Annotated in this window: 18 protein-coding genes; all 18 read right to left on the reverse strand. The window is 73.2% G+C overall.

What is annotated here, in order from left to right; genetic code table 11:
• Nucleotides 1–175: 175 nt before the first annotated feature.
• Nucleotides 176–1,771 (reverse strand): VWA domain-containing protein, encoded by a 1,596-nt coding sequence (locus ACQUFX_RS26670; RefSeq protein WP_428962975.1) that lies wholly within the window; start codon nucleotides 1,769–1,771, stop codon nucleotides 176–178.
• 13 nt (nucleotides 1,772–1,784) lie between these two features.
• A complete protein-coding gene (locus tag ACQUFX_RS26675; protein WP_428962976.1) occupies nucleotides 1,785–2,894 on the reverse strand; it encodes an AAA family ATPase in 1,110 nt (369 codons plus the stop codon).
• Between the two features lie 241 nt (nucleotides 2,895–3,135).
• Nucleotides 3,136–3,432 carry a hypothetical protein gene (locus ACQUFX_RS26680; RefSeq protein ID WP_428962977.1) on the reverse strand — a complete coding sequence of 99 codons (297 nt, stop codon included), beginning with the start codon at nucleotides 3,430–3,432 and terminating at the stop codon, nucleotides 3,136–3,138.
• Nucleotides 3,425–4,507 carry a DUF4314 domain-containing protein gene (locus tag ACQUFX_RS26685; protein WP_428962978.1) on the reverse strand — a complete coding sequence of 361 codons (1,083 nt, stop codon included), beginning with the start codon at nucleotides 4,505–4,507 and terminating at the stop codon, nucleotides 3,425–3,427. Before ACQUFX_RS26685 ends, ACQUFX_RS26680 begins: the two co-directional genes overlap by 8 nt.
• Nucleotides 4,504–5,388, reverse strand: coding sequence for a hypothetical protein (locus ACQUFX_RS26690; protein ID WP_428962979.1), 885 nt, complete (start codon nucleotides 5,386–5,388; stop codon nucleotides 4,504–4,506). The genes ACQUFX_RS26685 and ACQUFX_RS26690 overlap by 4 nt, the downstream gene beginning before the upstream one ends.
• Before the next feature lie 154 nt (nucleotides 5,389–5,542).
• Nucleotides 5,543–6,100: a hypothetical protein gene (locus ACQUFX_RS26695; RefSeq protein ID WP_428962980.1), complete on the reverse strand. Its 558-nt coding sequence runs from the start codon at nucleotides 6,098–6,100 to the stop codon at nucleotides 5,543–5,545.
• Nucleotides 6,101–6,201: 101 nt separating this feature from the next.
• A complete protein-coding gene (locus tag ACQUFX_RS26700; protein ID WP_428962981.1) occupies nucleotides 6,202–6,951 on the reverse strand; it encodes a DUF6283 family protein in 750 nt (249 codons plus the stop codon).
• Nucleotides 6,948–7,793: a hypothetical protein gene (locus ACQUFX_RS26705; protein WP_428962982.1), complete on the reverse strand. Its 846-nt coding sequence runs from the start codon at nucleotides 7,791–7,793 to the stop codon at nucleotides 6,948–6,950. Before ACQUFX_RS26705 ends, ACQUFX_RS26700 begins: the two co-directional genes overlap by 4 nt.
• 82 nt (nucleotides 7,794–7,875) lie before the next feature.
• On the reverse strand, nucleotides 7,876–8,508 hold the full coding sequence (locus ACQUFX_RS26710; RefSeq protein ID WP_428962983.1) for a GGDEF domain-containing protein: 633 nt from the start codon (nucleotides 8,506–8,508) through the stop codon (nucleotides 7,876–7,878).
• Nucleotides 8,509–8,600: 92 nt separating this feature from the next.
• Nucleotides 8,601–9,347 (reverse strand): single stranded DNA-binding domain-containing protein, encoded by a 747-nt coding sequence (locus ACQUFX_RS26715; RefSeq protein ID WP_428962984.1) that lies wholly within the window; start codon nucleotides 9,345–9,347, stop codon nucleotides 8,601–8,603.
• A gap of 173 nt (nucleotides 9,348–9,520) precedes the next feature.
• The gene (locus ACQUFX_RS26720; protein ID WP_428962985.1) at nucleotides 9,521–9,889 is read right to left on the reverse strand and encodes a hypothetical protein; all 369 of its coding nucleotides are present in this window, start codon (nucleotides 9,887–9,889) and stop codon (nucleotides 9,521–9,523) included.
• Between the two features lie 290 nt (nucleotides 9,890–10,179).
• A complete protein-coding gene (locus ACQUFX_RS26725; RefSeq protein ID WP_428962986.1) occupies nucleotides 10,180–10,725 on the reverse strand; it encodes a hypothetical protein in 546 nt (181 codons plus the stop codon).
• A 140-nt stretch (nucleotides 10,726–10,865) separates the two neighbouring features.
• Nucleotides 10,866–10,988, reverse strand: coding sequence for a hypothetical protein (locus ACQUFX_RS26730; protein WP_428962987.1), 123 nt, complete (start codon nucleotides 10,986–10,988; stop codon nucleotides 10,866–10,868).
• Between the two features lie 323 nt (nucleotides 10,989–11,311).
• Entirely contained in the window at nucleotides 11,312–11,650 is a 339-nt protein-coding gene (locus ACQUFX_RS26735) for a histone-like nucleoid-structuring protein Lsr2 (RefSeq protein WP_428962988.1), read from the reverse strand.
• Nucleotides 11,651–11,729: 79 nt separating this feature from the next.
• Nucleotides 11,730–12,080, reverse strand: coding sequence for a hypothetical protein (locus ACQUFX_RS26740; RefSeq protein ID WP_428962989.1), 351 nt, complete (start codon nucleotides 12,078–12,080; stop codon nucleotides 11,730–11,732).
• Complete coding sequence (locus ACQUFX_RS26745) at nucleotides 12,077–12,712, reverse strand: hypothetical protein (RefSeq protein WP_428962990.1); 636 nt, start codon at nucleotides 12,710–12,712, stop codon at nucleotides 12,077–12,079. Before ACQUFX_RS26745 ends, ACQUFX_RS26740 begins: the two co-directional genes overlap by 4 nt.
• Before the next feature lie 324 nt (nucleotides 12,713–13,036).
• Complete coding sequence (locus ACQUFX_RS26750) at nucleotides 13,037–13,684, reverse strand: hypothetical protein (RefSeq protein ID WP_428962991.1); 648 nt, start codon at nucleotides 13,682–13,684, stop codon at nucleotides 13,037–13,039.
• Between the two features lie 589 nt (nucleotides 13,685–14,273).
• Nucleotides 14,274–15,143 (reverse strand): replication-relaxation family protein, encoded by an 870-nt coding sequence (locus ACQUFX_RS26755; RefSeq protein WP_428962992.1) that lies wholly within the window; start codon nucleotides 15,141–15,143, stop codon nucleotides 14,274–14,276.
• Nucleotides 15,144–15,405: the final 262 nt, after the last annotated feature.

Below are 15,405 nucleotides of genomic sequence, written 5' to 3' on the forward strand. Positions count from 1 at the left end.
CCATCGATGATCAACGCGGTGGCCGTCCTCATGCCTACGCCACGCCCAACGCCGAAGCCAAGTGACGTTGGAGTACTAGGGCGTCCGCTGGGGTGCGGCCGTAGCAGCTGCGGCTACGACCGCACCCAGCGCAAAGGCGAATGTGGCTGGCGGTGTGGCCCAGTGGGAGTGGCGGTCAGGACTGTTCGAGGGCGGTGACGGCGGCGTCGGCGACCGCGGTGACGGCCTGGATCGGGTCGTCGACCAGCAGGGTGGTGGTGTGGGTGAAGGTGTGCCCTGGGAGGTTGGCGGGGCGGAGCCACAGCACGGGGCAGCCGCTGCGGTACAGGGTGGTGATGAGCCGCTGCGCGGGGTCGGGGTCGGGGAGGTCGCCGTCGGAGACGACGGCGAGCATCCGCAGCCGGCCGGGTTGGCGCAGGTGGAGCAGGGTGTCGGCGAGTTTCACCGCGTCGAGGAACCCGTGGGTGCCTCCTGCGGGGTTGATGTCGAGGACGTGGGTGGGGCGCTGGCGGGGTGGGACGAGCAGGGTGGCGGTGGCACCGAACGCGATGGTGGTGGTGACGGCGTCGCGGGAGCGGGCGGCGTGGGCGAGGATCCACCCGGTGGAGGACATGGCCTGCGCGTAGGGGCGCATGCTGCCGGAGGCGTCGGCGAGGACGGCCAGGTGCAGGGTCGGCTTGGGTGGGGGTTGGGTGGTGCGGCGTTGCCAGGGGGTGGCGGTGGGCATGCTGCCGGCGTCGGCTTGGGCGCGGGCGGTGATGGCGTGGCGGGTGCGGAGCCGTCCGGGTGGCACGGGGCTGGGCCGGGTGGCGGGTTCGGGGTGCCGGGTGCGGGCCTGACGGAGCCGGGTGGCGAGGGTGCGGGCGGCGGCGCGTTCGGCGTCGGTCGGGTCCCGGCGCTGCCAGAGAGCGGGTGCGCTGTGGCGGCGGGTGATCTGGGTGGTGGTGTAGTCGGTGGGGGTGAGTCCGGCGGTGTGGGCGAGGTAGTCGGTGAGGGCCTGGGCGAGCTGGCCGGCGAACACTCCGAGGTCGGGGGCCGGTGGGGTGGGTTGCTGGTTCGGGTCGATGTCGAGGATGCGGCACCACCGCCACGCGAGGTCGACCATGTTTTTGGCGTCGTGGTCGGCGGTGGTGTGGGCGTCGCGCCACACGTCGCGCAGCTGCCGGAGGCGGGTACGGCCGAGGACGCCGGTGACAGCGGCGCGGACGGGTCTGACGTCCTTGGCGGTGATGATGCGCGCGTCGACGCGGGCGAGGAGAAGCGCGGCGAGTTGCCCGGCGTGCCAGGGGTCGTCGACGGGGGCGCCGTCGGGGTTGATGAGGGTGGTGACGACGTGGCGTAGCCAGCGGCGGTCGCCGCGTCGTCGGGTGCGGTGCCGGTGCTCGGCGCGGGACTCCTCGAGCAGGTCGGCGACGGTGGCGACGATGGGTGGTGTGCCGTCGGGGGTTGTCCACAGGCTGTGGGTGGCGTGGGCGGCTTCGTGGACGAGCAGGCCGTAGCCGGTGGGGACGAGTTTCTTGTGGCCGGGCCGGCGGGGGTCGGTGACAGTGGGGGCGCCGATGTGGGTGGCGTCGATCTCGATGCGCCGTTGGTCGGGGTAGAAGCAGGCGGGTGCGCCTGCTGCGGCGCCGGGGGCGACGGTGACGGTGAGGTCGTGGCGGCCGGTGAGGACGGGGACGTGGCGGGTCCAGGCGTCGCTCCACGTCTGCCAGTCCGGGTCGCCGCTGGTGTGGGAGCGGCCGGGCCGCTGGTGGGTGGGGGACAGGGTCATCGCGGGGTTCCTTTCAGCGTTGGGTGCCGAGGGTGAGGGCGGTGACGTCGGTGCCGAAGTGGTGGCGCAGGACGGCGAGGACGTGGTCGCGGTCGTCGTCGGGGGCGCGGCCGGCGAGGTTCGCCACCGCCGCCGGTAGGCCGAGGGTTTTGCGGACGCGGGTGAACCCGAGCAGTTCGCGTAGCTGTGGCGCCCACGAGACCCGTCCGGTGGCGAGGTCGATGTTCAACGTGATCGCCGTGGCGATGGCGGGGGCGGGAACACCGAGGTGGCGGGCGAGGTCCCAGTCGGTGGTGACCTCGATGTGCACGTCGAAGCGGGAGGCGAGGGCTTCGGTGAGGACGGCGCCGTGCACGCCGGGGTTGTGGCCGGCGACGACGTAGAAGCCGTCGGTGGCGTCGACGCGTTCGTTGCGGTAGCCGGGGATGGTGATGGTGCGGCGGCCGTCCATCGCCGGATAGAGCACGGCGAGGACCTTCGGGGGGATGAGGGTGGCGTCGTCGACCAGCAACGCCCGGCCCTCCCGCATGGCCTGCACGAGGGGTCCGTGCACGAACTCGAAGCCGCCGTCGGGCAGGGGGATGAAGTTGCCGAGGAAGTCCTCCACCACGGTGTCGCCGGTTCCGGCGACGGTCAGCAGGTCGGGGAACGCGGCCTCGACGAGGGCGGTCTTGCCGGTGCCGGGCGGCCCGTAGAGCAGCACCGGGATCCGCTTGTCCCGGAGCCGGCGCAGCACGTCGACGTCGGTGGCGCCGGCGAGTTTGCGGGGGAAGTAGTGGTCGCCGTTGGGGCGGGTCACGGGCTGCCGCCGGGACGCCCGCCGGGCAGCAACGGGGGCGCGTGGGGCGGGTGGGGGCATCGTTCCGGCGGCGTCGATGCCGGCCTGGGTGATCTGGAACCGGTGCGGGTCGGTGTGGTGGGTGGCGTATCCGGCGGCGGCCATCCGCTTCAGCGCCTCGAACACGCCCCCAGAGGAGGGGGCGTTCAACGCGGTCGTGATCTCACCGACCTTGAGTACCTCCCCTGGCCGGCTGGCGAGGTACGCGGCGACCTGCGGGTACAGGTGCCCTGGTCGCGGACGACCGGGGTTCGCCGGCGTGCCGCTGGTGGGTTGTGGGTCCATGGGGGCCTCCATCAGGTAGGGGCCCGCGCGCCCGCCTGGCGGGCGCGCGGGCGGTGCGGGTGTCCGCGCGACGCAGACGAGCGACCGGCCACAGGGGGTGGCCGGCGCTGAGGGTCAGGTCCTGTTCCGGTACGGCCTAGGTGACGGGCCGCGCCGGGGATGACGCCGTCGCCGGGCGACGACAAGGAACGCACCACCCGCGGCATCGATCAAGTCGAACGCCCGGGGGCGGGTGAGAGGGCTATCGGCGGCTTCGGGTGACCTCGCCTCGTGGGCGGCGGTTGATGTGCACGGTCAGGCCGAAGGCGCTGCCGTCGGACAGTTCCAGCCACACGCCCCGGTCGAGGGTGAGGATCTCGGCGTCGTGGTAGGTGCGGGCGGTGGTGACGGTGACCGGTTCGCCGTCGTGCACGAGGTGGGGCAGGCCGGCGTCGTCGCAGAGGTCGTCGAGGTCGGCGGTGGTGAGCAGGTGCCGGATCAGGGCCTGCAGGGTGTCCTCGTGGGCGTACTCGTCGCCGTCGCTGTCGCGGTCACGCATAGGGGTTCTCCGTCGGGGTGTGGGTGGGTGGGGGGTCGGGGGTGTCGCCGACGATGCGGTCGCAGTCGTAGGGGTCGACGGCGGTCCAGGTCCAGGCGCGGCCCATGGGCGTGTACCGGCCTTCGTGGTCGGGTTGGTGGCGTTCGATGGCGTCGGGGTCGTGGTGGAGGCGGGTGGAGTCGGCGACGAGGGTGTCGCCGTCGAACCACAGTCGGGCCATCGCCTCGTCAACGAGGTGGTCCAGCTGACGGCCGGTGAAGCCCTGCTCGGCCAGGTCCTGGCGGTGGGTGTCGCGGGCGCGGGTGTGGTCGTCGACGATGGCCCGGGCGACGGTGGGGGTGCAGGTGAACACGGCCCAACCGTTCCAGGTGTCGACGAGGACGCCGACGTATCCGACGGGGATCCGCATGGTCCCGTCGGGGCCGGGTGTCCACGCCCAGTCCCCGGCGAACACTTCCGGCCTGCCGGGGTGTACCTGGTCGGGGTGGAGGTGGGACATGTCCCGGTCGTCGCCGTGCGGGTGGAGTGCCATCCGGCAGTGGCGGGCGGTCTCGGTGTCGACGGCGGCGGTGAAGCCGTCACCGAACGCCCACCGTGTCTGGTCCCGCTGCCGGCCGGTGAGGGTCTCCCAGCCGGGAGCGCCGGCTGGGGCGTGGTCGGTGTACCGGCCGGCGTCGTGGTCGCTGTGGTCGGGGTCGACGGTGGGCAGGCTGTCGCGGACGAGGGGGTCGATGTCGTCGACACCGGCCAGGACCTGCCGGGCGGTGCGGGTGACGTCGCCGGTGGACCGGCCGCCGAGGGCGTGCTGCGCCCACCAGCCGGCCGCGTCCCGCCCCGCCTGCGCGCCGGCCTCGCGCAGGGCGTCGAGGGTCTGTTCCCAGGCGGGCGGGAGGCGGTGGACCCGGTCACCGGCGTCGAGGAGCATCGACAGGGAGGATCCGCTGTCCCACCGCACCTCGATGACCCGCAGGTCGGGGTCGTAGCGGTGGACCGTTCCCTCGTCCCCGGGTCGCAGCAGCGTGTACGGGTCACCGGTGTGCTCGAGCGCGACCCGCTCACCTCGCCGGTAGGTCACCGCACACCCCCGCACTCGCCGCCAGTGGTGAGCAGTGCCTGGCAGTAGGCGGCGACGCCGTCGCGGACGGCGTCGGTGAACCCGTCGCGTGCCGCGTCGATCAGCACGGCGCGGTCGCGGTCGGACAGGTCGGTCCAGCGGGGCGTGTCGTGGGGTGCGTGGGTGTGGAAGCGGTCGGCGTCGTAGCCGGCGACGTCGAACCTCGGCAGCGTCGCCAGGACACGGTCGTCGCCGCTGTCGATACCAGCGAGGACCGTCGCGGCGATGCGGGCTTGCTCGGTCGGGGGGTGTCCGTCGAGGGCGTGCTGCCGCCACCAGCCGACAGCGAGGTGTCCCTCCCGCTCCCCGGCCGCTCGCACCGTCAGGGGTATCGCCGCCGCCGGTGACGGCGCCGACCTAGTCGAGGCGTCGGAGGTGTCCGTGTTGCGCTCGGTGGGGTAGAGGGCGGTGGGTGTGGTCGGGTCCAGCCAGTCGGCGGCCAGCAGCACACCTTCCCGCCGGTACCGCGACGGCACGGTCCGGTCGTTGGTCACCCGGCGCAGCCACCTGGCGAGCTCGGCGCGGACCGCCCGTGACGTGGCGACGTAGCGGGCTCGGGCCTCACGGGCCCGCCGGTTCGCCTCGTGCAGGTTGCGTCGGTCGGCACCGGTGCGCAGATCGAGGAGCCGTTCGTGTTCGGCCAGGCTGATCCAGCCGGAGTTCGGGGAGGTGAGCAGCCGGCGCAGCGCCTCGGCGTGGTGGCCGTCGTCGTACCGGTGCAACCCGCCCTCGTAGATCAGGTGGGCGCGGATGTCCTGCAGGCGGCGGCCCAGGGCCGCCCAGTCGGTGCCGTCCTCGGGCCGCGCGCCAGGTCGGCGCTGGCGGTCGTTGTTGTCGGTCACGGTTGTCTCCTGCTCTGGGATAGGGAGACGGGCGGCAGCCGTGCGGCTGCCGCCCGTCGACAGGGGGCTGGCTTATCGGAAACGGGTATGTCGGTGGTGGGTCCCGTCGCGTGGTTTCGTCCGGCTGGTCATCGCGCTCCGTGGCTGGTGACGGTCAGAGTGGGCGGATGCCGGCCGTTGGCCGGGTGGCACGGCTCGGGGGCGGAGCGCCGGGCGCGGCGTGCCGGGGCCGGTCGTAGCGCGCCGCGCGCCAGCCACGTGCGCGGCACCGGGGACGGGCCGGCGGGCACCTGTGGGCGACGGGGGTGTCCCGGCCCAGGTCGAGGCGGCAGCGGGTGATGCCGCCGTCGTCGCCGTGCACGGTCACGGTGTCGGTCGCCGGGTCGATGACGTAGACCCACCCGACGTCGAGGTCCGCGGCGTGGCGCGGAGCGAACACGGTGACCGGTTCCGAGCTGGTGCCGTGCAGGGGCACTCCGACGGCCGGGACGGTCCGACGCCCGTCGTCGCGCACGGTGGTGTCGAGGTACGCCCAGTCGTGTCGCAGGATCGCGGCCACGAGTGCGCCTGTGTCCCGGCCGGCGTGATCGGCCCAGATTCGGGCCAGGGTGGGCACGATCGCGGCGGGGTGGCCGTCGCGGAGCACGAACCGGGCGCGCACGAGGTGCGGCAGGTGGGGATCGGTGACGCCGATGTAGCAGCGGTGGCTCACGGGTGACTCCTTCACCACGGTTGACGGGGTATGGGACGTGGCGACGGCCCGCGACCCGGGTGCGGGTCGCGGGGCCGTGAACAGGGCGGACGCCGGTGGCGTCAGGTGGTGTCGGGCCAGCGGGTCACCCGGGCGACGCCCGCCGCTCGGGCGAGGGTGGCGCGGTAGGCCCGCCAGCCGGTGAGCCAGCGGCGCGGCAGGGTGGCGTCGAACTGACCGGCGGTGACGTCAACGATGCGGTCGCCGCCGGTGACGAGGACGGTGCGGTGGACGAACACGATGACCTGTTGGTCGGTCCAGCCGGCGACCTGGATGACCTGTGCGGGGTGGCCGAGGTCGGTGAGCAGGTCGGCGGTGGCGGGCGCCCAGGTGAGGCAGTCACCGTCGGCGGCCTGGTAGGGCACGGGCAGCCGACGTACCGCGTCGGCCAGGGTGCGGGCGGCGATGGTCGGGGTGAGCCGGTCGATGACCTGTCGTGCGCGCGGATCGGGATCGTCGATGTCGGTGAGACCGTGGGCGGCGGCCTCGGCGCCGGAGGCGAACAGCGGCACGGTGGTGGTGTAGTCGCGGGTGGCGGTGACCTCGTCGGGGTGCATGCCCTGCAAGCCGGCCAGGCGGAGGGCGAGGAGATGGCGGCCGTTGTGGCAGCCGGCCCAGCCGGCGCAGACCCGCCCGTCGGCCTGGTGGCAGAGGAACAGGCCGGCCGGCTGGAGAGCGGTGGGGTTGTCGTAGTCGGGCAGTTTCGCGTACTCCGAGGTGGCCCACACGCCGGAGGGGACGTCGCGGCGGTAGGGGCAGCTGCGGCAGGGCGCGGGCGCGGGTCGGCGGGTGCCGGTGTGGTGGTGGTTCACGGCGTGACCTCACCGTCGGCGTGGTCGCTAGGCCCCGGGGTGGGCCAGGGCGACCGGGTGGTGTGGAGGCCGAAGACGGGGTCGGTGGTCTCGGTGGAGCCGCAGCGCCCGCACCGCGTGTGGGTGTCGTGTCCGTAGCCGGCCATGGAGGGCATCTCGTCATGGGTGATGCCGTCGTGGGCGCCGCACACCCCGCAGACCATCACGCTGTTCTCGGGACCGCCCGCGATGAAGATCGGGGCGTGCGGGTCGTCGGGCCCCTGCGGCGTGGGCGGCGTGGGGCGGTGTCGGGCCTGGTGGGAGGCGTGTCGGGAGCTGGTGGTGAGGAGGGCGGCCAGGCCGTGGTGCACGGTGTCGGGGTCGGCGGGTTCGGGCAGGTCGGGGATGACGAACAGGACCGGTTGGCCTGCGTGGGGGTGGGTGATCTGGTAGAGGCGTCCGACGCGGCCGACGGCGGTGATCCGGCGGGCGTGTCGTGGCTGGCCGTTGATCCGGTACCGGTCGTGGTAGACGGCGGCCCAGGCGAGGAGCATCGCGGTGGGCTGGCGGGTGAGGATCCGGTCGAGGATGGCGGTGAGGGTGGCCTGGTAGGGGGTTCGTCCGGTCGGGTCGGTGAGGGCTGCGGTCAGCCGGCGCAGGGTCGGCGGCAGCCGGTCGGGGCGGGTGGGCTGGTCGTGCGGGTGGAGGGGGAACTCGACGTACGTGATCGGGGCGTCGCCGAGGTCGGTGTGCTGGGTGTGGATGAGCAGCAGCGTCACCGGGTCGCCCCAGCCGGCGACGTCGGCCTCTCGGTTGATGTCGAGCAGGAAGTCGGCCAGAGCGCGACTGGCGGTCAAGGACACGATGCCTCCCAGGGCAGCAAGAAGCCCAGGACCGGCCCCCGCTGATGGGGTACGAGGGCCGGCCCCGGGGCAGCGGGTGGGGTCAGTGGTGGTGGCGGTCCCGGCTACGCGGGCTCGGTGGGGTGAGCGGGTGGTGACCGGACACGCCGGTCCCGGCGCGTTTGGCCTGGTACATGGCGGCGTCCGCCTCGGAGAGCACCTGCCGGGCGGAGAGACCGAGACGGGTGTGGGTGTAGCCGACGGAGGCGCTGACGGTGACCTCGCCGTTGACGACGGGGATGGGTGCCGCGCTGATGGCCTGGTGGGCGGCGCGGGCGACGGCGGCGGTGTCGGCGCGGCTGCCGAGGACGAGGAGCGCGAACTCGTCACCGGAGAGCCGGGCGGCGACCCCCACCGGCGCGTCGAGGCCGGTGAGGATACGTCCGACCTGGTCGAGCAGCATGTTGCCGGTGTCGTGGCCGAAGGTGTCGTTGACCGCCTTGAACCGGTCGAGGTCGAGCAGCACCAGCCCGCACGGCGTGTTGTCGGCGAGGGCGGCGCGCAGGCGGGTGAGCAGGAGCCGCCGGTTGGGTAGGCCGGTCACCTCGTCGTGGGTGGCCTGGTAGCGGGCGGCGGTGAGGGCCCGCTGTTGGCGCCACAGCAGGGCACTGGCGAGGGCGAGGCCGGCGAGGATCCCGCCGACGGTGGTGACGATCAGGTGCCAGGTAGGGGACACTGGTGTGCTCCTTCTTGGTAGGTGGAGCACCGGGGGCGGGCGGGAGCGTCCAACTTCGACGCCCGCCCCCGGGCCGCCTGCCGGATAGGGGATTACGCGCCGCCGCTGGTGGGGGCGAGTTGGTAGGTGGCGGGCCGGTCCACGGTCTGGACCGCGTGGCCGGCGGCGACGAGTTTGGTGGCGGCGTTGGCGACCGCTCCGGCGCTGGCCTTGGCCGCGCCGGTGCCCTCGTTCGCGGCGTCGATGAGCTTGCACAGCTCACCGGTCCGGTACTGCCGGTCGGGGTGGGCTTCGAGGATGTCCAGGACCGCCGCGCGCAGCGACCCTCCGCTGCGGCGCGCCGGGACCGGACGATCCCCGTCAGGCGTTGCGTCGCTGTCGGGGCTGTCCGGCGTGACGGTCGTACCGGTGGACGTGTCGCTGTTGCCCTCAGCCGGCTCGGCAGGGGTCTGCGGGTCGGGCTGCCCCTGCGAGGTGGTGTCGCCGTCGGCCGGTGGCGCGGCGGCGGTGGAGGCGGGTGGGGAGTCGTCCCCGGCCGGGTCGTGCTCGCTGGCGGAGGGCGGGCCGGCCGGTGATTCGGGCTGCGGGTCGGGCCGGGGCGCGCCGGTGGTGGCACGTCCGGCGTCGGTGAGTCGCCACAGCGTGCGGGCGTCGCCGGTGCGGAACCGCTCCGCCTGCCCGGACTCCTCCCAGGCACGCAACTTCGGCGTGGTGGTGGAGTAGCCCAGCCCCGCGCGCTCGGCAACCGCCGCCGCAGTGGCCTCGCCGAGTTCGGCCAGCGCGGCCAGCACCTTGAACATGCTGTGCGCGGGAGCGCCCTCGTCAGGTGTGTCGGTCATACCAAATTCCCCTTTCGTCATGGGATCGATGCAAATCGAGGTGTGGACCCGGCGGCGACCGCGCGGCCTGTGGTCATGGGCGGCGCGGTCGCCTGAGCTGGGCTAGCGGGCGAGGACGGCGACTTTCTCGCCGGGGGTTGGGTGGCCGTAGGTTGTTGCGGCCTGTGGCGGGATCACGCGGCGGTGAGCGTCGCGCCGGGAACCCGGCGGGGCAGCCGCTGCGGGCTCCGTGACCGCAGGCGCGTGGCGGTGACGGCGAGTCCGGCGGTGAACCAGCCGACGAAACCGCCGGAGTCGCGCGGACGTCGCTGCGGTGCTCGTTCGCGGCTGCCGGCGGCTGGCTGCGGGAGGCCTGGTGGCTGCGGTGCTGCGGCGCGGGCGGTACGCACCGCCTGTTGCGCGTGCCTGGCGGCCACGCAGGGTCCGGCCCCCTGGTCGGCGCACTGCAGGTTGACGCACCGGCTGTCGGGTCCGGTCTGGTGGGCGGTGAGGACGTCGACGGCGAGCCGCCACAACAGCGGGTCGGTGACGTCGCGGGGCACGCGAGCACCACGGGACGCTCGGCTTCGGTCGGGCATGGCGAGGTGACCTTTCCTCCGAGGGTTCGGGCAGGGGTCACCGCCCGGCCGGTCGGCTGCGTTGTGCCTGATGGCCGGCTCGAACGACCCCCGTCAGATCCACGCTCACCTATCGATCAAGGTCAAGTCGAGCGCCGGTGGTGGGCACCCGGTGCCGGGGATGGCGGTCGACGGCTGACGGGGGGACGCCGGGCTCGTCGTGGACGTCTGGTCAGGGCGTGCGCGGTCGCTGCGGGCCGGGTCGGGTGGTGGCGTCAACGAGTGCCGCGAGCCTGGTCCGCGTCGGCTCGGCCATGTCGTCCGACTGTTCGTCGATGACGATCGCCGGGCGCTGTTCGCCTCGCGTCCGGGTAATCTGGTAACCGCGGCCGTCGGCGTCGACGGCGTCGACGGCGTCGGATCTCGTGGAGGTCGTCGGGCGCGACGAGCACGTCCTCATAGCAGATGGCCCAGGCCACCAGCCGGAGTCCGGGCAGGGGATCGGTGAGCAGGTCGGCGATGCGGCCGAGGTCGACGCAGGCCGCCAGGGTGGGGCGCCCGAGCGGGGGATTGGTGCGCAGCGCCGCAGCGAGATCCGCCAGGAAGTCGGGCAGGCCGGCGCGGTACCGGCCGACCCGCGCCGGTCGCAGCGGCAGGTGAAGCGCACGGATCTGACGTCTCGCGACCGTGGTGGTCGACGGGGCGGGCAGGTCCTGAACGAGCAGCAGCAGGGGTGGGCGGCTCCAACCGAGACTGTCGGCGTCGGCTTCGACGTCCACGAGGAATCCGGTCAGCGCCCGAACGGCGGCGAAGGACAACATCAGGGTGGGGCTCCTCAAAGGTCGGAGACCCGTAGGCCGGGCGGCCTACGGGGCTCCACGGGTGGGAGAGAGCGATAGGGGATGGGTCACCGCAGGTCGCTAGTTGTCGGTCTGCGCGGCAAGTCGGAAGTCAGCCCGCCTCACCGCCCCTCGGCGGGACGCGCGAGGTGGACGCCGCCGCCGAGGGACACCGGCCGGGCGATGGTCAGTACGTGACCGTCGAAGTCGACGGTGCGCCAGTCACCGCCCACGTAACTGGCCATCGCGGTGAAGGTCTGGACAAGGCGGTCACCGCCCCGCGGTCGAGGCCGAGTTCACACGCCCCGTTCCACCAGCCGATCACAGTGGCTCGGTAGCCCTCGTAGTAGCGGTGGAAGCCGGGGACCGGCTCGTAGCGAAGCCACCGGCCGGAGAACACAGCCGTGCTGCCCCGGGGCGGCTCGTAGTCACCGGTCGGCATCGGCCACCGCCACCGACCACCCGGCCGAATCGAACCGGCGGTGACCCATCAGTGGTTGCGCCGGGCCTGTCGGTCGCGGCAGCGCAGCGATAGCGCACATGTCTGTCGTCTCCCGAGCGGTGGCGGTCAGCGGGCGGAGCGGTAGGCGGCGCGGACCGTGCGCGGAATCGGGCCGTGGCTGCGGTGCGGCGGCAGCCCCAGCCGCCGCCCCTGTGCGGCCCAGAAGGCGCGGACCTCGGCGTCGGCGTTCCCACTTTCACGAGAGGCGCGGTGACCAGCGGCGCGCTTCGGAAGCCGGCGCCCGGCCGCGATGTACGGGGCGAGCGCCTCCCGCAGCCGCGCCAGGTTGTGCGGGGCGAGGTCGATCTCGTACTCGACACCGTCGAGGGCGAACCGGTAGGTGCCAACGGTGTCCGTGCTGTGGTCCATGTCGTCGGTGACGACGACGGTCATCCTGGTTGCCATCAGGGATTCCTTTCATCAGATAGGCGAAGGCTTGGGCACCGCAGCTCCGTGGCGGCCGGTGCTTCTGCTGAGGGCAGAGCTACTCGACGCGGAGGATCGCGACGGCCCGCTGGAAGAGCCGCTCGGCGAGGTCCGCCAGCGGCGTCGGGCTGGTGCTGCGGTACGGCGTGGTGGGATGCCAGGCTGAGGCGGGTTCGTCCGCGAGCGCGGTCCAGGTCAGCGTCGGGGTGAGGACCTCGACGACGCCGTGGCTCTGGTGCTCGTAGGGGTCGCGGTGAATCCGGACCCGCAGGCGGTGGCCGTCGCCGGTTCGGCGGATCTCGGTGAGGGCGTAACCACCCCCGCGCTTCCCGAAGCTCCGGTCCACCCGCGTCGTGCCCTCCGGGGTGGTGGCGTCGGCGTCGCTGGCGGGGGTGCTGCCGCTGGTCACCGCTGCTCCTCCTGCCGGTCGGGTTGGGCGGCGACCGCGCGGATGCGGGACCAGGCGGCGCCGGTCGCCTGCGCCGACTGGGCGGACCAGTCGGCGGCGTCGCGCAGCCAGGAGTGGACGTCGGCGGCGGCGTTGACCTCTCCCCAGACCTCGCTGTCGTCGTCGAGGCCGGGTGACCGCGTCTGCCGGGACTGGTCGAGGAGGTGAGAGCCGATCTGTGCGTGCACGCGGGCGAGCAGCCGCGTGGTGCGGTGCAGGTACCCGATCAGGCAGGCGACGTCGGAGGACGTGGGCAGGGTCAGCAGCGCACTGAACGGCCCGGTGGCCGTGTGCAGCCACCGGTTGAGGTGCTCGGCGGCGGTGATGGCGCTGCCCAGCCTGGCGGGGTCGTACGGGCCGTCGATGGCGAACAGGTCGGTCATCGCGTCGATCCAGGTGCTGGTCTCGTGGTCGATCGGTAGCGGGTCCTCGACAAACGTCGGGGAGAGGCTTCCGTCAGCGTCCGGGCAGATGGGGCTGTTGTCCGCGAGGTGCCACCACGGGGCGCTGCCGTCGCGGTAGGCGCTGGTCCAGTTCTCAGCGGGCTGGTCTACCACCGGCTCGCGGCAGACAGTGCAGATCGGGATTCGCATGATGATGTCGTCGTCCCTTCAGACACGGTGACGTCGGCGGCCAGGGTCTGGTCGCCGTTGGCTTCGGTGGGGTCGGACTCCGGGAGGTGGCCGGCGCTCGTTGGCGTCGATGAGGTGCTCGCCGCCGAAGGGAGAACGGCGGCTGTGCTGTCGGCCAGCACCCGGCCTGGGAAGGCCAGCTGGGTGCGGGCACGGGGCTGGCGCCTCGGGTCCCATGGATGGCCGACTCGCAGAAGAAACCTGTAGGGCGGATCCCGCACACATCGGGCGGGGCGCACGCGGCCGAGCCTGGCCCAGATGCGCCCCGCCCCCTGCGGCGGGCGGTCAGACAGTGACGGCGAGGAGCCGCTGGTTCGGTCCGAGGGCGGCAAGGTGGGCCAGAGCCTGGTCGAGATAGGTGATGCGGTGGGCGAGGATGTCACTGGCGGGAGCGAGTCTGCGGCCGTCGGCGGTGAGCATGGCGTCCGCGGCGACGGCGCTGGCGGCCCGGTAGTGCTGGTAGGCGATTTGCCCTGCCTGGATCATCTCCAGTTCCCCGACGCTGGGTTGACCGGGTCCGGTGGTGGCGGCGTGCAGGCGCATGGCGTGTACCCGAGGTTGAGCGTGGAAGTCCGCGCTCGCCTGGTCGAGGGTGTACCGGTGAGGGTCGGCGAGGTGGCGGGTTTCGAACGCCGGCCACGGCAGGGCCGGCCGGGTGCCGTGGACGACCCGATGCCAGACCTGGTAGCGGATGCCCGCGCCGACGGCGGCGGCGTGACGCATGCCGGCCAGGTCGAGCAACCGCACCGGTCCACCGGCGCAGGGCACGGGACGGCCCGCGCGCAGGCCGATCATCTGGTGGCGCTGCCACCGCCGCAGCCGTGGCGCCGCCCAGAACAGCGGCGTGAGGGTGCCGGTGACCCCGAAGTGGGCGTCGAGCCGGTCACCGGTGAGCAGGTCGTCGGGCAGTCCGGCGGGGAGGCAGACGACCATCGTGCGGATGGTCGGTGCCGGGGTGACGGTCGGCCGGACGGCGGGCGTGGGTCGGGTGACAGCCGGCCGGGGCGAAGGGGCAGGGGCGGCTGCGGTAGGGGCCGGACGCGGCGGGCTGGCGGGGACGCGGCTGCCGTGACGGGTCAGCGGCGTGCCGTTGGCACCGGACATAGGGATCTCCTCCTTCTGGTAGGCGCGGATAGGCGCGCGAGGGCGACCGGCCCACCGAATGCGTGGGTCGGGTCGCGTAGGCGAGATGGGGTGCGGTAACGCTGGTGGTTGGTGCGACCGTCAGGGGCCGCCGCGCGGGACGCGTGCCGACCGGCCGAAGCGGGTGGGCGTCGCGGACCGTGGAGTGCGGCGGAGATCCCTGGGTGGGACCGAACCGGGGTGAAGCGAGGTGTGGGTGTGGTGTGGGGAAAACCGTAAACCTCGCTGCTCACAACCCCGTGCGCGCTGCCGCAGCATCGGAAAGGGCGGCTGACCTGCTATGTGAGCACTCGCCGACGGCTGTCGGGACCACGCGACAGTGCTTCCTGTGAGCGGCGGAAACCTCACAGCCGGTGGTGGTTTCTGACAGCCGGCCCCGTCAAGCCCCGTGGTGAGGGCCTGACCTGCGGGTGTGAGTAGACGCCGTTGCCGCGCCGTTAGGGGCTGTCGGGGGGCGGTGGGGGTTGATGGCGGTGTGGGGGCCGTGGTCGGAGGGCAGTTCGTGGAGGTGGCGGCGGGTGTCGGGTGCAACGGTGAGTGTCCAGGTGGGGCCGGCGGGGTTGTCGTGGTGGAGGCCGGTGGCGACGGGCATGGCGGTGGGGACGCCGGCGAGGGCGTCGAGGAGGTGGGCTTCGCGGCGGGCGTTGGGTAGTCGGAGCAGGACGGGGTAGCGGGGCCCGAACTCGGTGAGGCGTTCGTAGGCGGCCAGTTTGCGCAGGACCGTGCGTAGGGGTTCGGTGCCGTTGTCGTGTTCGAGGAAGAAGCCGACGGTGTGTCCGGCGGCGGTCCAGATGCCGTGGCCGTCGGGGCGGATGCCGGCGAGGGCGTAGGCGGCGGTGGCGTGTTGTTCGGACCACCAGCGCACGAGGGTGGTGTCGGGGTGGGTGCGGGTGTGGGCGTGGAGGTCGATGAAGAGTTGGTTGGCGCCGAGGAGGTGGCGGAGGCGGGGGCTGCCGATGATGCGTTCGGTGCGTTCGATGCTGCTGCGGGGTGGTCGGGCGTCGGGTCGTTCGGGGTCGGTGTAGGTGGTGGGGTGTACGAGAGTGCCGAGGGGGCCGAGGGTGTAGAGGTGTTGGCCGTCGCCGGTGGTGACGTCGACGAAGCGGTGCACGGCGTCGATGTGGTGCAGGGTGGCCAGGCGCAGCCGCGCGGAGCGTGCTGAGGGGAACAGGGCGGTGGTGATCTGGGCGGTGGACAGCACGTAGTGCTCGGCCAGCCAGGCGAGGAGTTGCCGGTCGCGCAGGGTCAACCGGCGGAGGTAGGTGAGGCGGTCGGTTCTGCTGGAGGGCCGGCGGCCTGGCCGGGGAGCGGAGGCGGGCACGTCGAGGTGGCTCCTTGGGAGAAGGGGGAGAGGGACTCCCTCCTGCGGGAGGGAGTCGGGGTTTGTCACGGCGGGTGCCGGTGGCCGGTCAGCGGGGGTGTGCTGCGCTGACAGCCGGGTGCGGCGGCCGTGTCGGGTCGGGCTGTGTGGTGCGGTGGGGAAGGGGCGGTGAAGCCGCAGCGGAAGAACA

It is taken from the genome of Micromonospora fluostatini, assembly GCF_050410825.1.
GTDB classification, from domain to species: Bacteria; Actinomycetota; Actinomycetes; order Mycobacteriales; family Micromonosporaceae; genus Micromonospora; species Micromonospora rosaria.

What these genes read in the sequence shown, in the direction of transcription:
- ACQUFX_RS26670 (WP_428962975.1), bottom strand. Translation starts at nt 1,771, where the DNA reads ATGACCCTGTCCCCCACCCACCAGCGGCCCGGCCGCTCCCACACCAGC.
- ACQUFX_RS26675 (WP_428962976.1), bottom strand. Translation starts at nt 2,894, where the DNA reads ATGGACCCACAACCCACCAGCGGCACGCCGGCGAACCCCGGTCGTCCG.
- ACQUFX_RS26680 (WP_428962977.1), bottom strand. Translation starts at nt 3,432, where the DNA reads ATGCGTGACCGCGACAGCGACGGCGACGAGTACGCCCACGAGGACACC.
- ACQUFX_RS26715 (WP_428962984.1), bottom strand. Translation starts at nt 9,347, where the DNA reads ATGACCGACACACCTGACGAGGGCGCTCCCGCGCACAGCATGTTCAAG.
- ACQUFX_RS26725 (WP_428962986.1), bottom strand. Translation starts at nt 10,725, where the DNA reads ATGTTGTCCTTCGCCGCCGTTCGGGCGCTGACCGGATTCCTCGTGGAC.
- ACQUFX_RS26730 (WP_428962987.1), bottom strand. Translation starts at nt 10,988, where the DNA reads ATGGCCAGTTACGTGGGCGGTGACTGGCGCACCGTCGACTTCGACGGT.
- ACQUFX_RS26735 (WP_428962988.1), bottom strand. Translation starts at nt 11,650, where the DNA reads ATGGCAACCAGGATGACCGTCGTCGTCACCGACGACATGGACCACAGC.
- ACQUFX_RS26745 (WP_428962990.1), bottom strand. Translation starts at nt 12,712, where the DNA reads ATGCGAATCCCGATCTGCACTGTCTGCCGCGAGCCGGTGGTAGACCAG.
- ACQUFX_RS26750 (WP_428962991.1), bottom strand. Translation starts at nt 13,684, where the DNA reads ATGGTCGTCTGCCTCCCCGCCGGACTGCCCGACGACCTGCTCACCGGT.